22 protein-coding genes are annotated in these 22926 nt (G+C 45.4%); 15 read left to right on the top strand and 7 right to left on the bottom strand.

The window, feature by feature from the left end; genetic code table 11:
* The first annotated feature begins 6 nt into the window (after positions 1 to 6).
* Positions 7 to 933: a bifunctional riboflavin kinase/FAD synthetase gene (locus IM792_RS10105; RefSeq protein WP_194101723.1), complete on the top strand. Its 927-nt coding sequence runs from the start codon at positions 7 to 9 to the stop codon at positions 931 to 933.
* Between the two features lie 68 nt (positions 934 to 1001).
* Positions 1002 to 2075 (top strand): DUF2157 domain-containing protein, encoded by a 1074-nt coding sequence (locus IM792_RS10100; RefSeq protein ID WP_228085013.1) that lies wholly within the window; start codon positions 1002 to 1004, stop codon positions 2073 to 2075.
* A 50-nt stretch (positions 2076 to 2125) separates the two neighbouring features.
* Here IM792_RS10100 and IM792_RS10095 read toward each other — a convergent pair whose 3' ends face one another.
* On the bottom strand, positions 2126 to 2689 hold the full coding sequence (locus tag IM792_RS10095) for a type 1 glutamine amidotransferase domain-containing protein (protein WP_194101722.1): 564 nt from the start codon (positions 2687 to 2689) through the stop codon (positions 2126 to 2128).
* A 115-nt stretch (positions 2690 to 2804) separates the two neighbouring features.
* Between IM792_RS10095 and IM792_RS10090 the strand changes: the two genes are divergently transcribed.
* Entirely contained in the window at positions 2805 to 2984 is a 180-nt protein-coding gene (locus IM792_RS10090; RefSeq protein WP_194101721.1) for a hypothetical protein, read from the top strand.
* Positions 2985 to 3056: 72 nt separating this feature from the next.
* Here the strand turns inward: IM792_RS10090 and IM792_RS10085 are convergent, their stop codons facing one another.
* Complete coding sequence (locus IM792_RS10085) at positions 3057 to 4064, bottom strand: aspartate-semialdehyde dehydrogenase (RefSeq protein ID WP_194101720.1); 1008 nt, start codon at positions 4062 to 4064, stop codon at positions 3057 to 3059.
* Between the two features lie 214 nt (positions 4065 to 4278).
* Between IM792_RS10085 and IM792_RS10080 the strand changes: the two genes are divergently transcribed.
* From IM792_RS10080 to IM792_RS10070, 3 genes are all read left to right on the top strand, one after another.
* The gene (locus tag IM792_RS10080; protein ID WP_194101719.1) at positions 4279 to 5226 is read left to right on the top strand and encodes an NAD-dependent epimerase/dehydratase family protein; all 948 of its coding nucleotides are present in this window, start codon (positions 4279 to 4281) and stop codon (positions 5224 to 5226) included.
* A gap of 128 nt (positions 5227 to 5354) precedes the next feature.
* Positions 5355 to 7154: a DEAD/DEAH box helicase gene (locus IM792_RS10075; RefSeq protein WP_194101718.1), complete on the top strand. Its 1800-nt coding sequence runs from the start codon at positions 5355 to 5357 to the stop codon at positions 7152 to 7154.
* Between the two features lie 223 nt (positions 7155 to 7377).
* Complete coding sequence (locus tag IM792_RS10070; RefSeq protein ID WP_194101717.1) at positions 7378 to 9417, top strand: S8/S53 family peptidase; 2040 nt, start codon at positions 7378 to 7380, stop codon at positions 9415 to 9417.
* Here the strand turns inward: IM792_RS10070 and IM792_RS10065 are convergent.
* A complete protein-coding gene (locus tag IM792_RS10065; RefSeq protein WP_194101716.1) occupies positions 9414 to 9902 on the bottom strand; it encodes a hypothetical protein in 489 nt (162 codons plus the stop codon). The genes IM792_RS10070 and IM792_RS10065 overlap by 4 nt on opposite strands.
* Positions 9903 to 10005: 103 nt before the next feature.
* On the opposite strand from IM792_RS10065, the gene ggt reads away from it, so the two are divergent.
* From ggt to IM792_RS10045, 4 genes are all read left to right on the top strand, one after another.
* A complete protein-coding gene (gene ggt, locus IM792_RS10060; RefSeq protein ID WP_194101715.1) occupies positions 10006 to 11679 on the top strand; it encodes a gamma-glutamyltransferase in 1674 nt (557 codons plus the stop codon).
* A 314-nt stretch (positions 11680 to 11993) separates the two neighbouring features.
* Positions 11994 to 12182 carry a hypothetical protein gene (locus tag IM792_RS10055; RefSeq protein WP_194101714.1) on the top strand — a complete coding sequence of 63 codons (189 nt, stop codon included), beginning with the start codon at positions 11994 to 11996 and terminating at the stop codon, positions 12180 to 12182.
* A 24-nt stretch (positions 12183 to 12206) separates the two neighbouring features.
* Positions 12207 to 12359: a hypothetical protein gene (locus tag IM792_RS10050; protein WP_194101713.1), complete on the top strand. Its 153-nt coding sequence runs from the start codon at positions 12207 to 12209 to the stop codon at positions 12357 to 12359.
* 35 nt (positions 12360 to 12394) lie between these two features.
* Complete coding sequence (locus IM792_RS10045) at positions 12395 to 12556, top strand: hypothetical protein (RefSeq protein WP_194101712.1); 162 nt, start codon at positions 12395 to 12397, stop codon at positions 12554 to 12556.
* 83 nt (positions 12557 to 12639) lie between these two features.
* Here the strand turns inward: IM792_RS10045 and lpxB are convergent, their stop codons facing one another.
* Entirely contained in the window at positions 12640 to 13752 is a 1113-nt protein-coding gene (gene lpxB, locus IM792_RS10040; RefSeq protein WP_194101711.1) for a lipid-A-disaccharide synthase, read from the bottom strand.
* Between the two features lie 19 nt (positions 13753 to 13771).
* Positions 13772 to 14542: a 5'/3'-nucleotidase SurE gene (surE, locus tag IM792_RS10035; protein ID WP_194101710.1), complete on the bottom strand. Its 771-nt coding sequence runs from the start codon at positions 14540 to 14542 to the stop codon at positions 13772 to 13774.
* A 92-nt stretch (positions 14543 to 14634) separates the two neighbouring features.
* Here surE and hisS point away from each other — a divergent pair, with 92 nt between their 5' ends.
* Entirely contained in the window at positions 14635 to 16011 is a 1377-nt protein-coding gene (hisS, locus tag IM792_RS10030) for a histidine--tRNA ligase (protein WP_194101965.1), read from the top strand.
* A gap of 17 nt (positions 16012 to 16028) precedes the next feature.
* Here hisS and IM792_RS10025 read toward each other — a convergent pair whose 3' ends face one another.
* Positions 16029 to 17213: an AhpC/TSA family protein gene (locus IM792_RS10025; protein ID WP_194101709.1), complete on the bottom strand. Its 1185-nt coding sequence runs from the start codon at positions 17211 to 17213 to the stop codon at positions 16029 to 16031.
* Positions 17214 to 17248: 35 nt separating this feature from the next.
* Positions 17249 to 18430, bottom strand: a complete 1182-nt coding sequence (locus IM792_RS10020; protein WP_194101708.1) for a formimidoylglutamase — start codon at positions 18428 to 18430, stop codon at positions 17249 to 17251.
* 231 nt (positions 18431 to 18661) lie between these two features.
* On the opposite strand from IM792_RS10020, the gene IM792_RS10015 reads away from it, so the two are divergent.
* The 4 genes from IM792_RS10015 (at position 18662) to fusA (ending at position 22925) form a co-directional block, all read left to right on the top strand.
* Complete coding sequence (locus tag IM792_RS10015) at positions 18662 to 19621, top strand: NAD-dependent epimerase/dehydratase family protein (protein WP_194101707.1); 960 nt, start codon at positions 18662 to 18664, stop codon at positions 19619 to 19621.
* Positions 19622 to 19818: 197 nt separating this feature from the next.
* Positions 19819 to 20232: a 30S ribosomal protein S12 gene (gene rpsL / locus IM792_RS10010; RefSeq protein ID WP_079717716.1), complete on the top strand. Its 414-nt coding sequence runs from the start codon at positions 19819 to 19821 to the stop codon at positions 20230 to 20232.
* 18 nt (positions 20233 to 20250) lie between these two features.
* Complete coding sequence (gene rpsG, locus IM792_RS10005) at positions 20251 to 20718, top strand: 30S ribosomal protein S7 (RefSeq protein WP_194101706.1); 468 nt, start codon at positions 20251 to 20253, stop codon at positions 20716 to 20718.
* A 95-nt stretch (positions 20719 to 20813) separates the two neighbouring features.
* Positions 20814 to 22925, top strand: coding sequence for an elongation factor G (fusA, locus tag IM792_RS10000; protein ID WP_194101705.1), 2112 nt, complete (start codon positions 20814 to 20816; stop codon positions 22923 to 22925).
* The last annotated feature ends 1 nt before the right edge of the window (position 22926 follow it).

The following is a 22926-nucleotide window of genomic DNA, read 5'->3' as shown; positions in this document are numbered from 1 at the left end:
TGCCCAATGAAGATCTACCATCATATTGATGAATTTACCGCTATTGAAAATGCCGTGGTTACCATTGGCACGTTTGATGGCGTACATATAGGCCACCGCAAAATCATCGCCGGTATAAAGGAATTGGCCGCGGCATCAGGCGGCGAAACGGTTATACTCACCTTTTTTCCGCACCCGCGTATGATATTGCATCCGGAGGATGAGGGTTTGAAGCTGATCAACACGATTCACGAAAAGGCTGAACTGCTGGAGCAGCTGGGTATCGACCACCTGATCATTACCCCGTTCTCTCGCGATTTCTCCAATCAATCCGCCGAGGAATATATACGCGATGTGCTGGTGAATAAGATAGGTACCCGCAAAATAGTTATCGGTTATGATCACCACTTTGGTAAGGACAGGCAGGGTAGTCTGGCTGATCTGCTGCGCCTGGGGCCGGTGTATGGTTTTGATGTGGAGGAGATACCCGAACAGGATATTGATGATATTGCCGTCAGCTCCACCCGAATACGCAATGCCTTGCTTGATAATGATATTGAGCATGCCAACTCATTTTTGGGGTACGAATTCTTTATCACCGGTAAGGTAATGCGTGGCGATCAGATCGGTCGCAAAATTGGCTATCCAACGGCAAACATCCTGATTGAAGAACATTATAAGCTGATACCTGCCGATGGTATTTTCGCTGTAAAGGTTAAACTGAAGGATCAGGAATATAAAGGCATGGCCTACATTGGTCAGCGGCCTACCATTAATGGCATTACCCGTAATATTGAGGTTAATATATTTGATTTTAATACCGAGATATATGGCGAGCAGCTGCGCATGGAGTTTTACCATTATGTGCGTGGCGATATCAAATTCAACTCGCTTGATGAACTTACCGCACAGTTGGCCAAGGATCAGGAAGCGGTATTGAAATTGCTGGTATAAACCGGCGGGCCTTGTAATTATAATTTAAATATTTACATTTAGCGGCTCTGATTTTTAGATGATAACCTATGCCGAAGTTGAACCTCGATAAACAGGAAAGTGAGTTTCTGAATAACACCATCTCTCATTGGGAAAAGGAGGGGCTGCTGGATAACGCGCATGCCGAAAAGCTCCGTTCATCATACGAGGTAAAGGGTTTCGACTGGATGCGCCTGTCCAAATACTCCTTTTGGATAGCGCTGGCCTGTGGTGTTATAGCTATTGGGTCGCTTATAATAAACGACGCGGTTATTGAATGGCTGCAACAACTATACTACACGCCCGATATTGTAATAAGCATAATTGCCGGTACTGCCGCCGCCATATTTTACTACCAGGGCCGCAAACGCGAACGTTTATTCCCCGAGCAGGTTTTTAGCAACGAGGCGCTGATATTTACCGGCGTACTTTTTACGGCATGCTGCATTGCTTACTTAGGCAAAAGTTTTGATAATGGTTCGGGGCACTACTCACTGTTGTTTTTGCTATCGGTATTTATATACGGCTTGCTGGCCTGGCGTATGGATTCGAGCCTGATATGGTTGTTCGCGCTGATATCGCTGGGTAGCTGGTTTGGTACCGAAACTGGTTATCAAACCCGTTGGGCAAATTACTTTTTAGGCATGAACTATCCGCTGCGTTTCGTGGCTTTCGGCATATTGCTGGTATCGGTAGTTTATGTGCTTCGCTCCAAAAAATGGTTCGAAAGGTTTTGGGAATTGACTTACGTGGTGGGCTTACTCTACCTGTTTCTTTCCCTGTGGATGCTAAGCATATTTGGCAACTATGGCAGTGTGGATGCCTGGTACCAGATAAAGCAGATCAGCCTGTATTACTGGGGTATTATATCGGCCGTTGTAGCGGGCGGTTTTTTATGGCTTGGCCTTAAAACTAAGGATGCCATTGCCCGCGAGTTCGGCATCACCTTTTTGCTGATATTTATTTATACCAAATACTTTGAATACCTGTGGGATCACATGGATCGTACCATATTCTTCACCATACTGGCGCTTTCATTTTGGCTTATCGGCCGCAAGGCTGAGCGTATATGGAACATCCGCAGCGCTAAGGATAAGAATCATGACGGTGTGATAAACGTATAAAATAAAAGGGGCGCAATTTGCGCCCCTTTTGTTTTGCTTAGCTGTATATGTTAACTCTGTATGGCATCTTCATGTATTCCCTCGGCTATCTCCTCAATGGTTTTGCGGTTAAAGGCATCAAGGTCTTCGGGTTTGCGGCTGGTCACCAAACCCTTGTCGGTGACCACTTCCTGATCCACCCATTCGGCACCCGCGTTTTTCAGGTCAGTTTCCAGCGATGGGTATGAGGTAAGTGTACGGCCTTTTATCATGCCGGTTTCAATTAGTAATTGCGGGCCATGGCAAATGGCGGCAACCGGTTTGCCCTCATCCAAAAACGCCGAAGCGAAGGCCACAGCCTCTTTGTTCAGGCGTAGTTTGTCGGGATTAAGTACACCACCAGGCAGTACCAACGCGTCATAATCATCCGGACTGGCCTTGCTCAGTTCAACGTCAACATCTACCTCAATACCCCAGTCGGTATGGTTCCATGCCTTTATTTTGCCGCTTTTGGGCGATATGATATGCACTGTGGCACCGGCTGCCTCCAATGCTTCTTTAGGGCTGGTTAACTCCACCTGCTCAAAACCTTCTTCGGTAAGGATAGCCACCTTACGATTGCTTAACTTTGCCATAATAGCCTTCTGTTTTTAATTTATATTAAATTTTATTAACTAATATAAATTACAGGCAAAGGCCGCCAAAGGTTTTAAACTTTATTAAATTGGCACCTCCTAAAAATTATTGTTTATGACGAAGCAATACATCATCATGTTTATTATATACACCGCTATAATGGCAGGTGTATACACATTTATATTTAACCAGCAGTTCTCGGTAGCTTTCATCAAAAGCGTGATAGCGGGTGTGCTATTTGTGGGCTTATATCATTTGCTGGTACGTTGGTTAGGTAAGCGCAAAACACAATAAAAAAAGGGATAACCAACCGGCTATCCCTTTCCTTTATTTTCAATTCTCCACTTTGGGGCGATTTAGAGGGTTTTACGCCTCTACACCTTGTCCTATCAAATTCTTAGCAGCCAAATACTCCGCTATCTGCACAGCGTTGGTAGCTGCGCCTTTACGCAGATTGTCTGACACGATCCAGCAGTTCAGGGTATTGTCCTGTGTTTCATCACGACGGATACGGCCTACAAATACCTCATCCTTATCGTGCGCGTCAAGTGGCATTGGGTATTTCAGGTTGGCGGTATCATCAACCACAACAACACCCGGTGCAGCGGCTAATAGCTCGCGTACTTCGGCCAGGTCAAAATCATTCACAAACTCAATGTTTACTGATTCTGAGTGACCGCCCATAACCGGGATGCGCACTGTGGTAGCAGTTACCTTAATGCTGTCATCGCCCATTATCTTTTTAGTTTCGAGGATCATTTTCATCTCCTCTTTAGTGTAACCGTTTTCGGTGAACACGTCAATTTGCGGAATCACGTTCAGGTCGATGGTATATGGGTATGCCATCGGGCCTTCAACGCCGTTACGCTCGTTAAACAGCTGGTCAACCGCTTTAACACCTGTACCGGTTACCGATTGGTAGGTTGATACTACAACGCGTTTAATTTTATATTTATCGTGCAGTGGTTTTAAGGCCACTACCATTTGTATGGTTGAGCAATTCGGGTTAGCTATAATTTTATCTTCGGCAGTTAAAGTATCGGCATTAACTTCGGGTACAACCAGTTTTTTGGTTGGGTCCATACGCCATGCTGATGAATTATCAACTACTGTAATACCGGCCTCGGCAAATAAAGGAGCCTGAGCCAATGATGTGCTGCCGCCTGCTGAAAATAAAGCAAGATCCGGCTTCTGTTTAATCGCATCCTCAACAGAAACCACCTTATACTGCTTACCCTTAAAAGTGATCTCTTTACCAACACTTTTTTCTGAAGCTACGGGGATTAATTCTGTTACCGGGAAGTTGCGTTCATCAAGAACCTGCAACATTTTAGTGCCCACCAAGCCTGTGGCACCTACTACTGCGACTTTCATTGTTTTTTAAAAAATTGTTTTTGTGAAGATGGTATGGATGCAACACAACATCTTCTGTTTGTTGAATAAATTAATGTAACTGGGTCAGTTAACAAATTCAAATATCAGCAAAAAAACTCATATATGCTGATTGTTTGGATAATAACATTTGATAATACGTTTTACCAATGTTATCACAATTCTATTTTTTACATTTGCGGCATATTAACTCCTGATGACCGAAATGATTTTAGTTATCGGCGCCAATGGGCAAATTGGCACCGAATTGGTAACTGCTTTACGCGCCAAGCATGGCAATAGCCAGGTTGTAGCATCTGATCTTCATGCGCCAAAGAATGCCGACAGCAACGGCCCCTTTGAGCAGGCAAGCGTAACAGATGCGGCGGCCGTGCGCGCTATATTTGAAAAGTATAAACCAACCCAGGTTTATTTGCTGGCCGCTATATTATCCGCGGTGGGCGAGCAAAAGCCTAAGCTGGCCTGGGATCTGAACATGAATGGTTTGCTTAACGTGCTCGATCTGGCTGTTGAGTTCAAGGTAGCCCGGGTTTTCTGGCCAAGCTCTATCGCCGTATTTGGCCCTAACTCGCCAAAGCAAAACACGCCACAGTATTGCGTAATGGACCCAAACAGTGTTTACGGTTTTAGCAAACTGGCCGGTGAGCGTTGGTGCGAATACTACTTTGAAAAATACGGTTTGGATGTACGCAGCATACGCTACCCCGGTTTAATAGGCTGGAAAGCTGCGCCGGGCGGTGGCACTACCGATTATGCCGTGCATATTTTCCACGAGGCATTGGCTAATGGCGAGTACCAAAGCTTTCTTTCGGCAGGTACCGAGTTGCCTATGATGCACATGGAGGATGCTATTCGCGCTACTATCAGTTTGATGGAAGCCCCGGCAGAGAGCCTGACCATCCGTTCATCATATAACCTAGCCGGTGTAAGCTTTACGCCCGAGCAGTTGAACGAGGAGATCAAACAACACTTACCCGACTTTAAATTATCCTATTCAGAAAACGATCCGCGTCAGGCTATAGCCGATAGCTGGCCAAAATCAATTGACGATTCACAGGCTCAGAAAGACTGGGGCTGGAAAGCTGAATTCGACCTGCCAAAACTGGTTGAAGATATGTTGCTGAATTTAAGGAAAATAAAATAACTTAGAGGCGCTTCTAAACTAAATATTGTCATTTCAATCTTAATTTAAAATTGGGGTTTGAAATGACAATATTAATGTATACCTTTGCGCCCGATTTGGCAATGTCGCCAAATACGTTATTTAAATTCATGAACCCATTTATTCAACTGGGAATCCGTCATGATATTGTTAATGCCATCACTGAGTTAGGATTTGAAAATCCTACGCCAATCCAGGAACAGTCAATCCCGGTATTGTTAACAGGCAGCAACGATTTTGTCGGATTAGCCCAAACCGGGACCGGTAAAACTGCTGCCTTTGGCCTGCCATTGTTAGAACTGCTGGATTTCGACAACAATCAACCTCAAGCGTTAGTGCTATGCCCTACACGCGAGCTGTGTTTACAAATTGCTAATGATCTTAAGAACTACTCAAAGAATGTTAATAACGTTCATGTAGTAGCCGTGTATGGCGGTGCCAGCATCTCTGATCAGTTACGCCAGATTCGTCGTGGTGTACAGATCGTGGTTGCTACCCCGGGCCGTATGCTTGATATCATTGGCCGTAACGCCATTGATTTTTCGAACGTTAAGTATGTAGTGCTGGATGAAGCTGATGAAATGCTCAACATGGGCTTTCAGGAAGATATAGACAATATCCTTTCTACCACCCCGGAGGAAAAAAAGACCTGGCTGTTTTCAGCCACCATGCCTGCCGAAGTTCGCAGGATCTCTAAAAAATATATGGAAGATCCGTATGAGCTTACCATGGGTACCAAAAATACCGGTAATGCCAACATCGACCATGAGTACTATGTAGTACGTGCCCGCGACAAATATGCCGCGTTTAAACGTATTGTTGATTTTAACCCTGAAATTTTTGGTATAGTATTTTGCCGTACCAAAATTGAAACTCAGGAAATTGCCGAGGCACTTATAAAAGACGGTTATAATGCCGACTCACTGCACGGCGACCTTTCGCAACAACAACGCGATAAGGTGATGAAACGCTACCGCGAGCGCAGCCTGCAATTATTAATTGCTACTGACGTTGCCGCACGTGGTATTGACGTTAATGATGTTACACACGTTATTAACTACTCACTGCCTGACGAAATTGAGAATTACACCCACCGTAGCGGCCGTACCGCACGTGCCGGTAAAACAGGTGTATCTATCTCTATCATCAACGGTAAGGAGATGGGCAAAATTCGCCAGATTGAAAAGGTTATAGGTAAACGCTTTGTTAAGGCCGAGATACCTACAGGCTTTGATGTTTGCGAAAAACAATTGTTTGCCTTAGTACACAAAGTACATAATGTTGCAGTGAATGAGCAGCAAATTGAGCAGTACATTCCGCGCATTATGGCTGAGTTTGAAGATCTGAGCAAAGAGGAGATCATCAAGCGTTTTGCCTCATTAGAGTTTAACCGCTTCCTTGACTATTACAAAAATGCTCCTGATCTGAATGCTACGTTTGAAGACAGGCCGGCAAGAGAAGGCGATAAATTTAACCGTACCGGTATGCGTTCAGACTTTACCCGTCTGTTCATTAACCTGGGCTCGGTAGATGAGTTTAACCGTGGCGATCTGTTGGGTTACATCTGTAACAACACCAAGATCAGCGGCCGTACCGTAGGTAAGATCGACGTTAAAGGTGTTTACTCTTTCTTTGAAGTAAGCAACGATGATGTTAACAAAGTATTTGAAGGCTTTAAAAACGTTGACTTTAACGGCCGCGATGTACGTATCGAATTAGCCGGCGAAAGCAGCGGTAATGATCGTCGTTCAGGTGGTGGCGGTGGCTACAAAAAACGCGATGGCGGAGGTTTCCGTGGTGGCGAGCGCCGCGAAGGAGGCTTCAAAAATAATAACAACGGTGGTGGCGGTTTCCGCGATTTTTCAGGCAAACGCCGTGAGGATCGTACCGAGCGCCGCAAGCGTTATTAATACTTCGTTTTTAATTAATAGGATATAACTGCTCAAATAGTGAAGTGAGTGAGCAGAGTTTTTAGTTGGTTTAGTTTGACAAGCCCTTTCGCTATCGCGAAGGGGCTTTGTTTTTTATAGGTTATTAAATTATTTCAGTAGTAAATAATATTCTATAAAAATCAGCTAAATTGCAACATATTCGTAACTGGTTTTAAGTCAACATAAAGAACGCCACCCCCGCATGAAACGCCTTTTACCGGCAATATTATATTGCTTTTTATCTGTATTGTTTGCTGGCGAGGCATTAGCACAGCGCAACCTGGTAACTGAAGTTCAAAAGAAAAACCTGGAGAGTTTTTCGCAACAGTTATCGGCATCATACACGGCCGGTAAGCAAAAGGCTATGGCATTGGCTCCGTCAAAAAACTGGGTTACCCGTAAAATAACCGCGGGCGGCAGGGTAATATCATTACAAGGGGTAAACAGCTTAGGCTTTCCGCGCTTTTTGCGTACCAGTAATACCGAGGCCGCGGCAGCTACACGCACCAACGCCGTGCAGCCAGGTGGAGAATTAGACCTTGACCTTTCGGGCTCTGATGCCATATTGGCTAATAAACTGGCTATATGGGATGGCGGCACCGTTTACCGCGATCACCAGGAATTCGCTAACAAAACCATTACTATTGGCGCCAACCAAACCGGCGCTATTGAGCATACCACCCACGTTGCAGGCACATTGGTAGCCACAGGCATCAGGCCGGTAGCTAAGGGCATGGCCTTTGGTATAGGTACATTACGATCATTTGATTTTGATAACGATATTGCCGAAATAGGCACTAACGCGGCAAATTTATTGGTATCAAACCACTCGTATGGCGATATTGCCGGTTGGGATTTTGATAATGGCCGCTGGACATGGTATGGCCTGCCCGGCGATGATGAGGATTACCTGTTTGGTTTTTACGATGAACGTGCCCAGGCCTGGGACAGGATAGCTCACGAGGCACCATACTATCTGATAGTTGAATCGGCAGGTAACAGCCATGCTTATACAGGCCCCTCAATAGGTTCAACCTACTACGGCTACCAAAGCCGTACCGATCAAACCATTGTTGAAAAAGGTGGTCGCCCGGCAAATATTAGTGATAATGATGCCTATGATGTAATATCAACAACAGGCAATGCCAAAAACATACTTACCGTTGGCTCGGTAAACCAATTACCTAACGGGCCGCAAACCGCTGCCGGTGTACGGGTTTCAAGCTTTAGCAGCTGGGGGCCTACGGATGATGGCCGTGTAAAGCCCGATATTATGGGCATGGGCGCCAGTGTAGTATCAACCTCAGCCAGCGGAGCTACCAGTTACAGCACTTTATCGGGCACATCAATGGCATCGCCAAATGTGTCAGGGTCAATAATATTATTGCAGGAATACTTTGCCCGCCTGCATCACGATAGCGTAATGCGTGCCGCCACACTAAAAGGCCTGGTATGCCATACCGCTTTTGATGCCGGTAACGCCGGGCCTGATTATATATTTGGTTGGGGCGTTTTAGATATGCGTAAGGCAGCCCAAACAATCACCAATAACGGCACAAGCTCATACATGGGTGAAAGTACCTTGCAACAAGGGCAGGTTGAAACTTACTCATTCACCGCAACCAGCAACGGCCCGCTGTGGGCAACCCTATCATGGACGGATTATGAAGGCACAGTAGCTGCCGCGGGTACATTGAACAATCGTACCCCTAAGTTGGTGAATGATCTGGATGTGCGCATAAGCAGCAGCGAATCAGGTATTGTAATGCCGTGGATACTTGACCCGGCCAATCCATCATCGCTGGCAACACGCGGCGATAACGTGGTTGATAACGTTGAGCAGGTATACATTCCATCAGCAGTTGAGGGCGAAACATATACCGTTACCGTAGCAAACAAAGGTACGTTACGTGGCGGGCTGCAAAATTACTCCATCATTATTTCGGGCGGGCAGCTTACCTCTAAGAACGGTACCGTTGCGGGCGAAGGCCTCACCGTATACCCGGTACCGGCAAGTGATTTTATAAATGTACTGGTTGATATTAAATCGGCAGGCAATGTACGTATGCAGCTGATTGATATTGGCGGCCGTATAGTGTATGATAACACACGCACCGCCCCGGCAGGTAACTTTAATACCCAGATAGCGGTAAACAACCTGGCATCGGGTACTTACGTGTTACGCTTAATAGCCGGAAGCCAGGTTGAAACCAGGAAAATATTGGTAGTAAGGGCCGATTAAAAAGTATACTTAATGCCCAGGCCGGGCGCCAGGTCAAAGAATGGGCCTGCAAGCTCAACGCGTGGGTTAAGATCAAGGCTAATGCCTATGGGCGAATTGGGTATAACATACTCCAAACCTAATACGCCATCGGCACCAATCAGTATTTTGCTGTCCTCAAAAACTTCGTCCCCACCAAGTTTTTTATACTTACCCGCGCTTACCGAACCGGCGTGAGCGCCAAAACCATAGTAAAATTTAAGGGCATCGGTATTAAAGGCTGTTTGGTGTATCTCGTACAAGCCGGTAATAACCAAGCCGCCTCGTCTAAATCCTAAAACACCCTCAAGCGCGGTGTTCTCGTTAGTAAAGTGTTTTACAGAAATACCGTTCTCGTATCCGCCAAATTTTAGTCCGGCAGCGGTGGTATAACTCTGCGCCTTCGCGCTATCTGCAACAAATAATAATGTAAATGCTGAAAGTAAAAGTAAGAGTGTTTTCCTCATTGGATATATTTGAATTGTTTTGCAAATAAACGGCATATTATATATTTTATGTTAACGCTAAGCAAAAAACACCATATTGCGGTGCTAATAAGGTAAAACACAGATGAAAAGAATAACCATCGCGGTTACAGGTATACTATTATCTGCCCTGATAATACTTACACAATCATGCACCGAATACAAAAAAGGCATGGTGGTATGCGCTTATCCGGATGCATCGCAGGTTGGTATTGATATATTAAAGCGCGGTGGCAATGCTGTCGACGCGGCGGTTGCCGTGCAATTTGCCCTGGCTGTTACCTTGCCTGAGGCCGGTAATATTGGCGGCGGTGGCTTTATGGTTTACCGGGCCGCTAACGGCGATGCGGCCACGCTGGATTTTAGGGAGAAAGCCCCGGCCGCGGCAAGTACCAATATGTATCTTGATTCGGTGGGGAATGTTAAGCCTGATGAAAGTTTGTATACCCACAAGGCTTCGGGCGTGCCCGGATCCGTTGATGGTATGATAGAGGCGCACAAGAAGTATGGTAAACTAAAATGGGCCGATGTGGTGCAACCGGCTATCGAACTTGCCCGCAAAGGTTTTAAGGTTACCAGGCTACTGGCTAAAGATCTGAACAATCAGCAGGAAACATTTAAAAAACTAAACCCCGGTAAAAAATACTTTATAAAGGATAAATGGGGCGAGGGCGATATTTTAGTGCAGGAAGATCTGGCAAAAACGCTGGAGCTGATACGCGATAAAGGCCGCGCGGGTTTTTACGAGGGTAGAGTAGCAGAGCAGATTGTAGCCGAAATGCACTCGGGCAATGGCTTGATCACCCTGGCTGATCTGAAAGGTTATCATTCGGTTTGGCGTGCGCCGATAGTAGGAAAGTATAAGGATTATAAGATAATTACCATGCCGCCACCATCAAGCGGTGGTATAGCGCTGTTGCAGTTGTTGGGCTCGGTTGAAAAATATCCTTTATCGCGATGGGGCTATAATGCCGATTCGACCGTGCGGTTAATTGTTGAAGCTGAACGGAGGGTGTACGCCGATCGCTCAAAATACCTCGGCGACCCGGATCATTATAAAGTACCTGTTGATAGTTTGCTGAACAGCGACTACGTAAACAAGCGCATGCAAAATTTTAGCTGGACCAAAGCTACCCCAAGCAGTACTATACAACCCGGAAGCTTTGCAGGATACGAAAGCGACCAAACCACCCACTACTCCATAGTTGATAAGGATGGCAACGCGGTATCAATAACCACCACGCTTAATGGTAGCTTTGGTTCAAAAATATTTGTAAAAGGTGCCGGTTTTTTACTGAATAACGAGATGGACGATTTTAGCTCAAAGCCCGGTGTGCCTAACATGTATGGGTTAATAGGCGGTAAGGCCAACGCCATACAACCCGGCAAACGCATGCTATCATCCATGACGCCGACCATTGTTGAAAAGCAGGGCAAGCTTTATCTGGTGGTAGGTACCCCCGGCGGATCGACCATTATAACATCGGTATTTCAAACCATACTGAATGTGGTTGAATTTAACATGCCGGTACAGGAGGCCGTGAGCTCGCCCCGTTTCCATCACCAATGGCTGCCCGATGTGGTGTACAATGAGCCGGATGCCTTTATACCAACCGTTCAATCGCAGCTTAAACAAAAGGGCTACGAACTGAAGAATGATAACAGCATAGGCCGGGTAGATGCCGTACTGATAAACCCCAATGGTAGCTACGAAGGTGGCGCCGACCCACGTGGGGATGATACGGCGGCGGGATGGTAGTGTAAGTAAAATTGATGCTTCTGTACACATTTGTACACCATTCAGGACAATTGTATGACAGGCGCCATTTGACCGGCCACTCTGTTTTCATTCCCCGCAAAATATCTTAAAAAAAACTTTTTTGACCTTTTGAGGCGACACGTTGTATCACAAATTTATACAACATTGTATGCTAATGCTTGCACTTTTTAGCTTCAAAAGGTTGGTTTTAATTCTTTTTTAATGGATCGGGCTCCCGGGCATTTGTATTGGTTTACCTGCTTTGGCCATTTGGCATTGTATTGGAATAACATCAATCACAAAACGTCAGCATCATGGTTGTCATCGATAAAAAAAATAACGCTAACGCAGATGAGGAGCAAACCTGGGAAAACCCGGCCAATCCTGAAAAGCCTGCCGATGCCCGCGATCAGGAACAACTGGAACGCCAGCTTAAAGAGGCCGAACGCAGAAAAGACAACCTGAGCGATGAAGACGAGGAAAAAACAAAAAAAACTAAATAACTGACAAACTAAAAATATTCAACTATGAAAACCTTCAGAAAAACATCAATAACTAAACTGGTAACCAAGTTTGATAATGAGTTAAAAGAGCTTTTGATGAATGATTTGAAAGCGATTAAACAAGCGAAAAATCAGTTTGTAAGTGCGATAAACAACAACGGCCTGTCGGCTGCCTAATAATAAATTGTTCAACCTGTAATTATCATCTACCTATGAAAAGCATCAACAACAAACCGGCAGCAAGTAAATTAGTATCAAAGTTTGATAACGAACTACGTAATATGTTAATGAGTGATCTGCAAGCATTCAGGGCTAAAAATCCTAAAATGGGCAACAACCAAGGAGCGGTACAACAAACGTTGTCGGCTGCCTGACCATCATATACATCTACCTATAAAAAAGAAAGTTTTTCGCATTACCTATGGAAAACGCAGAGCCTTGCAATTGTTGCAGGGCTCTATTTTTTTATGGCGTACTTAACAATAAGCGCCGCTGTTTTAGCTGATGCGCCCGGCGTGCCCATGCATATATCCAGCTCGTTGTAATTGTTGAGCATTTGCCGACGGTAGGATTTGTCGTTGATCAGGCTGTTTAGTTCATTATATATTTCCTGCGGATTGCATTGCTGCTGTATTAGCTCGCGCACCACCAACTTATCCATAATAAGGTTAACCAGCGATATGAATTTTATTTTGATGACCATGCGCGCGATGGCGATGGTAATGGTACTGCCCTTATAAACTACTACCTGCGGTACATGGAACAAAGCGGTTTCTAACGTTGCCGTGCCCGATGCTACTACTGCCGCTTCGGCATGTTGCAACAGATTGTAAGTGGCGTTGAATACAATGGGTATGTTGTGCCCTTTTAAATAAGGCTGATAGTACGCGGCGTTGAACGATGGCGCACCGGCAATAACCAATTGATGATCGGGGAAGCGCTCCTGCATGGCCACCATATCGGGCAACAAGTGGTTAATCTCCTGCTTGCGGCTGCCGGGTAGCAGGGCAATAATGGGTTTGCCCTCAAGCTTATTATCCTGCAAAAAAGTGGCTGATGGTTTAAACGCGGCAGCGGCATCTAACAATGGGTTGCCTACATAATCAACCTGCATACCCCATTGCTTGTAAAAATCTACCTCGAACGGCAGGATACAAAACATGTGGTCAACCACTTTTTTAATATTGAGTACACGCTTTTGATTCCAGGCCCAAACCTTTGGCGATATGTAATAGCACACCAGCAGTCCCTGTTTTTTGGCGTACTCGGCTATCTTCATATTAAAGCCGGGGAAGTCTATCAGTACCAGTACATCCGGCTGCCATTGGGTAATATCCTGCTTGCACTGTTTCATGTTTTTGAGGATGGAGCGCAGGTTAAGCGCCACTTCCACAAAACCCATGTAGGCCATTTCGGCATAATGTTTTACCAGGGTGCCGCCCTCGGCCTGCATCAAATCGCCGCCAAAATAACGGAACTCGGCTTGGGAATCCTGCTCTTTCAGGGCTTTCATCAGGTTAGCCCCATGCAGATCGCCCGAGGCTTCGCCGGCTACCAGGTAATACTTCATGCGGTAAATATCAGCAAAATTAATTGTTAAACTTCCAGCTGTTGAGTATCGGTATGGCGTGGTGGGCGGTCATGTCAAACTGAACAGGTACTACCGATACGTAACCATTATCCAATGCCCAAACATCAGTATCCTCACCCTGGTCATTCAACTGAAAAACACCGGTTAACCAATAGTATGGGCGTTTGTGCGGGTCCATGCGCTCATCAAACTCCTCGGCCCATTTTGCATTGGCCTGGCGGCATATTTTGATACCCTTTAACGGCACAGCCGGAAAGTTAACGTTTAACAATGTGGCTGGCGTTAAGCCATGCTCCAATACTTGCAAGGCTATCTGCTTAACGTATTTAACGCAGGGCTCAAAATTGGCCTGCTGTGTATAATCATCCAGCGAAAAACCTATGGATGGTATGCTCTCTATAGCGCCCTCAACAGCGGCCGACATGGTGCCTGAGTATAATACATTAATGGAATTGTTCAATCCGTGATTGATGCCTGATACACACAGGTCGGGTTTTTTGCCTTTAAAAACCAGGTTTACGGCCAGCTTAACACAATCAACCGGGGTGCCCGAGCATTTGTACATCTCGATGCCCTCGTACAATTCTTCCTTATCAAAACGCAGTGGTTTGCCAATGGTAATAGCATGCCCCATGCCCGATTGCGGACTATCGGGCGCTACAACTACTACACGGCCAATATCATTCATGGCGTAAATAAGCGCCTTGATTCCCGGCGCGGTGATGCCATCATCGTTCACCACCAAAATGGTAGGCTTGTTCTTTTTCATAGGCTGCAAAGCTACTATTTAATTAGGATATGGATTATCGCGCCCCGCTTGAAGCCAAGGCTCAGTCAGCGGAATTTTTTTACCTTTGCCGCATGGCATCCATCAAACCATCGGTACCAAAGGGTACCCGCGATTTTTCTCCGGCCGAAATGGCAAAGCGTAATTTTATTTTTGATACCATTAAGTCGGTTTTCCGCAAATATGGCTATCAGCAGATAGAAACCCCCGCTATGGAGAACCTGAGTACCCTTACCGGTAAATATGGTGATGAGGGCGATAAGCTGATGTTTAAGATATTGAACAGCGGCGATTATCTGTCGAAAGTAAAGCCCGAAAAATTAACCCAGGCTGATTCAAACGCGCTGGTGTCTGACATTTCCGAAAAAGCCCTGCGTTACGATTTAACCGTGCCTTTCGCGCGCTACGTGGTGCAGCATCAAAATGATATTACATTCCCTTTCAAACGTTTCCAGATGCAGCCGGTTTGGCGTGCCGACAGGCCGCAAAAAGGTCGTTACCGTGAGTTTTACCAGTGCGATGCCGATGTGGTAGGTTCTGATTCGCTGCTTAACGAGGCTGAATTTGTACAGATATATGATGAAGCTTTAAGCAAACTCGGACTAAAGGATTTTACCATCAAGATTAATAATAGAAAAATACTATCGGGTATTGCCGAGGTTATCAACAAAAGCGATAGCATTATTGACCTTACCGTAGCCATTGATAAACTGGACAAAATAGGTTTGGATGGCGTTACCGCCGAACTAATTACCAAGGGTTTTACGGAAGATGATATTGAAAAGCTTAAACCGGTTATTCTGCTGCAAGGCTCCAATACCGAAAAGCTAACCAGTCTGCGCCAGGCTTTAGCCACATCCGCAACCGGACTTAAAGGCTGCGATGAAATTGAAACGGTATTGAACTTTATCAACACTGCTCCTCTACAAAAAGCGGTTTTGGAGCTTGATATCACCCTTGCCCGCGGCTTGAATTATTATACCGGCGCTATATTCGAGGTAAAAACCAACGAAGTGCAAATGGGCAGCATAGGCGGCGGTGGTCGTTATGATGACTTGACGGGCATGTTCGGTTTGAAAAACCTTACCGGCGCGGGCATCAGCTTTGGTGCCGATAGGATATATGATGTAATGGAAGAGCTTAACCTGTTCCCTACCGAGGCGGTGCAAAGTACCAAAGCGTTGATATGCTGCTTTGATAAGGATGCCGAAGCATACGCCTGGCCATTACTGCAACAACTGCGTGCTCAGGATATTAAGGCCGAGCTTTATCCTGCCGGAGCCAAGATCAAAAAGCAAATGGATTATGCCAATAATAAGCGGATAGCTTACACCATATTAATTGGCAGCGAGGAGATACAAAGCGGCGAACTCGCCTTTAAAAATATGATGACCGGCGAACAGCAAAAGCTAACCGCCGGCCAAATTATTGAAGCGTTAAAACAGGCCTAAGCCTGTTTTAATTGTTTTTATCTCGATTTCTTTTTGCCACCTAACAGTTCGGCAAGCTTTTCGTCAAGGTCATCACCACGCAGGTTTTTGGCGATGATCTTTCCATCGGGACCTATTAAAAAGTTTTGTGGTATAGAGCGTACGCCGTAAAGTCCGGCGGCTTCGTTGTTCCAGTATTTCAGGTCAGATACCTGCGTCCATACCAGTCCATCCTGTTTAATGGCTTCCAGCCATGAAGCTTTAGCACTTTGCGGATCTAATGATACACCTAACACGGTAAAGTTTTTATCCTTATACAGATAGTAGGCCTTCACCACATTTGGGTTTTCCATACGGCAGGGCTTGCACCAGGCGGCCCAAAAATCTATCAGCACGTATTTCCCTCTGAATGATGACAGGCTAACCGGTTTGCCGTTCACATCGTTCTGCGTAAAGTCGGGAGCCATGGCACCAATTGCGGTACTGCGCAAACCTTCTAAAGCATGCTGAATAGCCTTGCCTCCTGTCGAGCTCTTTAACTCCGGGCTTAATTTACTGAACAGAGGCTCTATCTCCGAAGGTTCGGGCGAGGGGCCACCCAGCGAACTTACCGCAAGCAGACTGATAAAGCTGTCGGGGTTTTCCGTAATAAAGTTCTTCATCACCGTTTTTTGTTCGGTTTGCAGCGCCTTGTATTTGGCCTGCATGCTGTTTTGAAACGCTGCCGAACTTTTCTGCTGATCGGTAGCGGCGGCAGCTTCGGTATTTATTTTTTTAGCTTTCTCGTTGATAGGCTTAAGCAGATCAACCAGCTTTTTGTTATCGTCGTTTATTTTAGAACCGTTGATGGTAGCTTTACTAACCGAATCGGTACCGGTAATGGTAAAGCTTTCCTTGCCGATAAACAACGGCAGCATCTCGGCGGTTTTTGATTGCCCCCCATCCTGAAAGTTCAGATCAACATAACGCTCAAAACCCAATCCCCGGCGATCAATAAACAGCGTGGCATTGGTAGGCTCAATTATACGGCCGTTAAATTCAAAGGTGCCGTTTTTAAACTCGGCCGAATCGGTAACATTATTATCGCCTACGCGGTAAGCCAGGTAAGCTTTGGCGGGGGCGTTTAGCTTGCCCAGTTTTCCGTTTATTTTAAAAGGCGCATCGGTTTGCGCAAAAGCCATTGCCGGTAATAAAAGGGCAGCGGCCAGAGTAATTTTTTTCATTAACTGATTAACGTGTAAATAACTACCTAATTGTATCAGGCGAGTTTTTGATAAGTGCGCCACCAAAGGTCGGGCATTTCGCCGGATACGGCAGTTTTATAATCCTCGTACCTGCAAGGCACCAAATGGAAACGCTCATTCATAGAGCCATGCGTAGGGTAGGGCACCTGCATCCACCAACGGTCGGATTTTTTGCTTTTTACAAATACCAGTTCATGGTCGTCGTGCTTAAGGCTGGTTTTGTATATCAGATACTGCGATTTCGGGTTGAGCGGGAAATCGCGCTTGCGGTTATAAAAACCATCTACAAAACACCATATCATTTGCGCCAGCAGCATGGCGGTTTGGCCGTTGCTATCGTAAGCCGGGTTGTATTCGTAAAATCCTATCGAACTTAGCTTGTCATTAAAGCCCGCGTATCGGCAAAGCTGACAAGCCTCCTCGCCGTAAAAACCATTTGGCGTAGCGTTGGCATTCCCCATAGCCTCGGCCGAGCGTATGGCCGAAACGTCAAAACTGATCATGTTGGCATTACGTACGATGGGCTCGGTAACGGCAACTTGTCCGCTCAATTCACCCAGTCGATGCACATCAAAATATAGCTTCTCCATTACGCGCAGGCTTTCCTGGCTGGTGAAGTAGGTTTGATACCCCAGGTTACTGAAGTTGAACAGGTAGTTAGGTTCGTGCAAAAATATTTTGCTTAAGTACGATGCCGATGAGGTTTCAATAGTGCCGTGATTGGTGTCATCCTCAATATCAAAATGCGAATCGATCACCACCAGGTCTACCTTTTGTTCCAGGTTTTCGTAACCGAGATACTGGGCATAGGTCAGATCCTGGCTACCGCCTATTATTAATGGAAAGATATCTTGTTTGATCAGTTCCTCCACTACGGTTTTAAGGGCATAGTAAGTATCAGTAACCGCGGCACCCTGCCTGATGTTACCCAGGTCGACTATCTTGGTATTGTAATTACCCTCGTTAAGTATATATAACTTTTCGCGCACATGATCCGGCCCGTGCGAGCAGCCATCATTATTATCGGCATTGCGGCCTTCCTGAACACCAATTATGGCAATGTCAACCTTTTGCTCCAGATCAGGAAAATCAACAGAGTGATGCTCAATTTTTGCGCCTAACTGACTGGTGTAATAGCCCTTTTTAGGAGTTATACGCTTCAGGTCTATCGGGGTAAAAAAATCAGCTAATGACATATTGATGTGCGGATATGTTGAAGTGCAAATGTGCGAATTGTTTTTGAACTATTGTCTGAACCTGAATTTTCAGAATTTTAGGATTTTCAGAATTTCTTGGGTACTTCACATTCTGCTAATTCATTAATTCTGAAAATTCAGGTTCAAGACAAATTCCGTAAATTCTGGTTCAGACAACTCCGATAATTCTGGTTCAGACAATAGTTCAAAAACAATTCGCACATTTGCAGCATGATCTTAATAACTGGCGCAACAGGTTTTTTGGGGGCTGAGGTTGCTTTGCAATTGGTAAAGCAGGGTGAGCGTGTGCGTTGTATTAAACGTGCATCGTCGGTTATACCTGAGATACTGAAACCCCATGCGGCGCTTATTGAATGGTTTGATGCGGATATGCTGGATGTGTTCGCTTTGGAGGATGCTTTTGCAGGTGTAACGCAGGTGTATCATGCCGCGGCATGGGTGTCGTTAAAGCAAAAGGAAAAAAACCCGATGATTGCCGCCAACGTTGCGGGTACGGCTAACATAGTAAACCTGTGCCTTGATAATAATTGCAAGCTGGTGCATGTAAGCTCCATCGCGGCATTGGGCCTGGCTAAGCCCGGTGAGGTTATTACAGAGAATACCCATTTAGATGTAAGTACCGAAACCGACGGTTATGCCATATCAAAGCTGGAAAGCGAGATGGAAGTGTGGCGCGGTATTGCCGAAGGGTTGGATGCGGTTATTGTAAACCCATCGCTCATTATCGGTGTAAATGCCGGAGATGAGGGTACCGGGCAGATATTTAATACGGTACGTAAGGGCTTGAAGTTTTACACCAGCGGCACCGCCGGATTGGTTGATGTGCAGGATGTAGCCAAAAGCATGATCGCGCTGATGAACAGCGATATTACCGCCGAGCGCTTCATTATCAATTCCGAAAACCTTGCGTATAAACAGTTAGTTGAAGAAATAGCTCAGGGCTACGGCATACCGGTGCCCGCCAAAGAAGCCAAACCCTGGGTGATGAACCTGGCCTGGCGCGCCGCAGCCTTTATTGCCGCCATTACCGGTAAAGACCCATTCCTTGATAAAATAGCTGCACAATCAGCTGTTACCACCAAGTACTTTGATAACTCCAAGATCAAGAAAGCTATCGGCATTGAATTTAAACCGGTGAGCGAGAGTATCAGGGAGATATGCGCTTTATAAACAGCGGCACATACAATTCTGAGTGTTAATTTATAATGCTGCTGCTATTTATTGTTGCAGTATAATTCGCCGACCTTTTTAAGGGATGATTTCGCATCTCTAAAATATTTTTAATCAAGTACTTGAAAATCAAAAATTACTCCGTACTTTTGCAGTCCTTAAAATAGGAATAAAACTGTAAAGAAACAAAGCAAGAAATGCCTACTATTCAGCAATTAGTTAGAAAAGGTAGAGTAGCTCTGGAAGACAAGAGTAAGTCACCAGCGTTGGACAGCTGTCCACAGCGAAGAGGCGTGTGCACCCGTGTGTACACCACTACCCCTAAAAAACCAAACTCAGCAATGCGTAAAGTTGCCCGTGTGCGCCTTACTAACGGTAAAGAGGTTAACGCCTACATTCCGGGTGAAGGTCACAACTTACAAGAGCACTCTATCGTGTTAATCCGTGGCGGTCGTGTTAAGGATTTACCTGGTGTACGTTACCACATCATCCGTGGTGCTTTAGATACTTCAGGTGTTGCCGGCCGTAATCAGCGCCGTTCTAAATATGGTACTAAGCGTCCTAAACCAGGTCAGGCAGCTGCTGCACCTGCAAAAGGTAAAAAGAAATAATAAGGAGGATAATAGAAAATGAGAAAGTCGAAACCAAAAAAGAGAATTATCCTTCCTGATCCAAGGTTCAATGATACTTTGGTAACAAGGTTTGTAAATAACATGATGTATGATGGTAAAAAATCTACCGCGTACTCAATTTTTTACAATGCTGTTGATATTGTTGAAAAGAAAACCAGCGAAAGCGGTTTAGATACCTGGAAAAAAGCATTAAACAACGTTATGCCTGCTGTTGAAGTTAAATCTCGCCGTGTAGGTGGTGCTAACTTCCAGGTTCCAACTGAGGTTCGTCCGGAGCGTAAAATCGCTTTAGGTATGAAATGGCTTATCAGCTATGCTCGTAAACGTGGTGAAAAAACCATGATGGAGAAATTAGCCGGTGAGATCATCTCAGCTTCAAAAGGTGAAGGTGCCGCGGTTAAAAAGAAGGAAGATACGCACAAAATGGCTGAAGCCAACAAAGCGTTCTCACACTTCAGGTTCTAAAATATTACTGATGGATTGAATTACTGAATTGTTGATTAAGTAACATACTATTAATCATTAAATCAGTAATTCAACAAATCAATAAATAACAAAAGATGTCAAGAGATCTTAAATATACAAGAAACATAGGTATTGCCGCTCACATTGATGCCGGTAAAACCACCACTACCGAGCGTATTCTTTATTATGCCGGTGTGAGCCACAAAATTGGTGAGGTGCACGAAGGTGCAGCTACGATGGACTGGATGGCGCAAGAGCAGGAGCGTGGTATCACCATCACTTCGGCAGCTACTACCGTGTTCTGGAACTACCGCAGCAACAAATACCAGGTAAACGTTATTGATACCCCGGGTCACGTGGATTTTACCGTAGAGGTAAACCGTTCATTACGTGTACTTGATGGTCTGGTATTCCTTTTCTCAGCAGTTGATGGTGTTGAGCCACAGTCAGAAACTAACTGGCGTTTGGCTAACAACTACAACGTACCACGTATCGGTTTCGTTAACAAAATGGACCGTTCAGGTGCTGACTTTTTGAAAGTTGTTAAGCAAGTAAGAGAGATGCTGGGCAGCCACGCTGTACCACTGCAAATCCCTATCGGTGCTGAAGATGGCTTTAAAGGTGTGGTTGATTTGATCAACTTCCGTGGTGTGGTTTGGAATGAGCACGATAAAGGTATGACTTTTACCGAAGTGCCGATTCCTGACGATCTGATTGACGAAGCTAACGAGTGGAGAGAAAAATTACTTGAAGCTGTTGCCGAGTTTGACGATACGCTGATGGAGAAATTCTTTGACGATCCTACCACTATCACTGAGCGTGAAGTTCTTGACGCTTTACGTCAGGCTACATTAGCCGGTAAGATCGTTCCGATGACTTGCGGTTCATCATTCAAAAACAAAGGTGTACAAACCATGCTTGATTATGTAATGGAGTTGTTGCCTTCGCCACTTGATGTTGACGCTATCACCGGTACTAACCCTGAAACAGGTGAGGAGATCACCCGTCAGCCGGATGTTAAAGAGCCATTCTCAGCCCTTGCATTTAAGATCGCTACCGACCCATTCGTAGGTCGTTTGTGCTTCATCCGTGTTTATTCAGGTAACCTGGATGCCGGTTCATATGTATACAACATGCGTTCAGAGAACAAAGAGCGTATCTCTCGTATATTCCAAATGCATGCTAACAAGCAAAACCCTATCCCTAACGTAGGTGCAGGTGATATTGCCGCGGTAGTAGGCTTTAAGGATATTAAAACAGGTGATACCCTTTGCGACGAAAAACACCCTATCGTGTTAGAGTCAATGCAGTTCCCTGAGCCGGTTATCGGTTTGGCTATTGAGCCTAAAACTCAGGCCGACGTTGATAAATTAGGTATCGCTCTTGGTAAATTAGCTGAGGAAGATCCAACCTTCCGCGTACAAACAGATCAGGATACAGGTCAAACTGTAATCTCAGGTATGGGTGAGCTTCACCTTGATATCATCATGGATCGTTTGAAACGTGAGTTTAAGGTTGAGGTTAACCAGGGTGCGCCACAGGTAGCTTACAAAGAGGCTATCACCGGTACTACCCAACACCGCGAAACTTACAAGAAACAAACCGGTGGTCGTGGTAAATTCGCTGATATTCAAGTTATCATCTCTCCTGCTGATGACGAGAAAGAAGGCTTACAATTTATTAACGAGATAGTGGGTGGTTCAATCCCTCGCGAGTTTATCCCATCTGTTGAAAAAGGCTTCAAATCAGCAATGGATAACGGTGTACTTGCAGGCTTCCCGCTTACAAGCTTAAAAGTTCGTTTGATAGATGGTTCATTCCACGCTGTCGATTCGGATGCGTTATCTTTCGAGATCGCCGGTCGTTCAGCTTACCGTGAGGCATTGCCAAAATGTAAACCGGTATTGCTTGAACCGATCATGAAGATCGAGATCTTAACCCCTGAAGAAAACATGGGTGACGTTATCGGTGACATGAACCGTCGTCGTGGCCAGCTGCAAGGTATGGATACCCGTAACGGTTCACAAGTGATCAAGGCTATGGTGCCACTTTCTGAGATGTTCGGTTACGTAACTCAATTACGTACCATCACTTCAGGTCGTGCAACTTCAACCATGGAGTTTGACCACTATGAAGAAGCTCCTCGTAACGTACAGGAAGAGGTTGTGGCTAAAAACAAAGGCCGCAAAAAAGGCGAAGAAGATTAAT

The sequence above is a fragment of the Mucilaginibacter sp. JRF genome, from assembly GCF_015223065.1.
GTDB lineage: Bacteria > Bacteroidota > Bacteroidia > Sphingobacteriales > Sphingobacteriaceae > Mucilaginibacter.
Note: the sequence above shows the minus strand (reverse complement) of the source record. Positions and strands in the feature narration are given on the sequence as shown.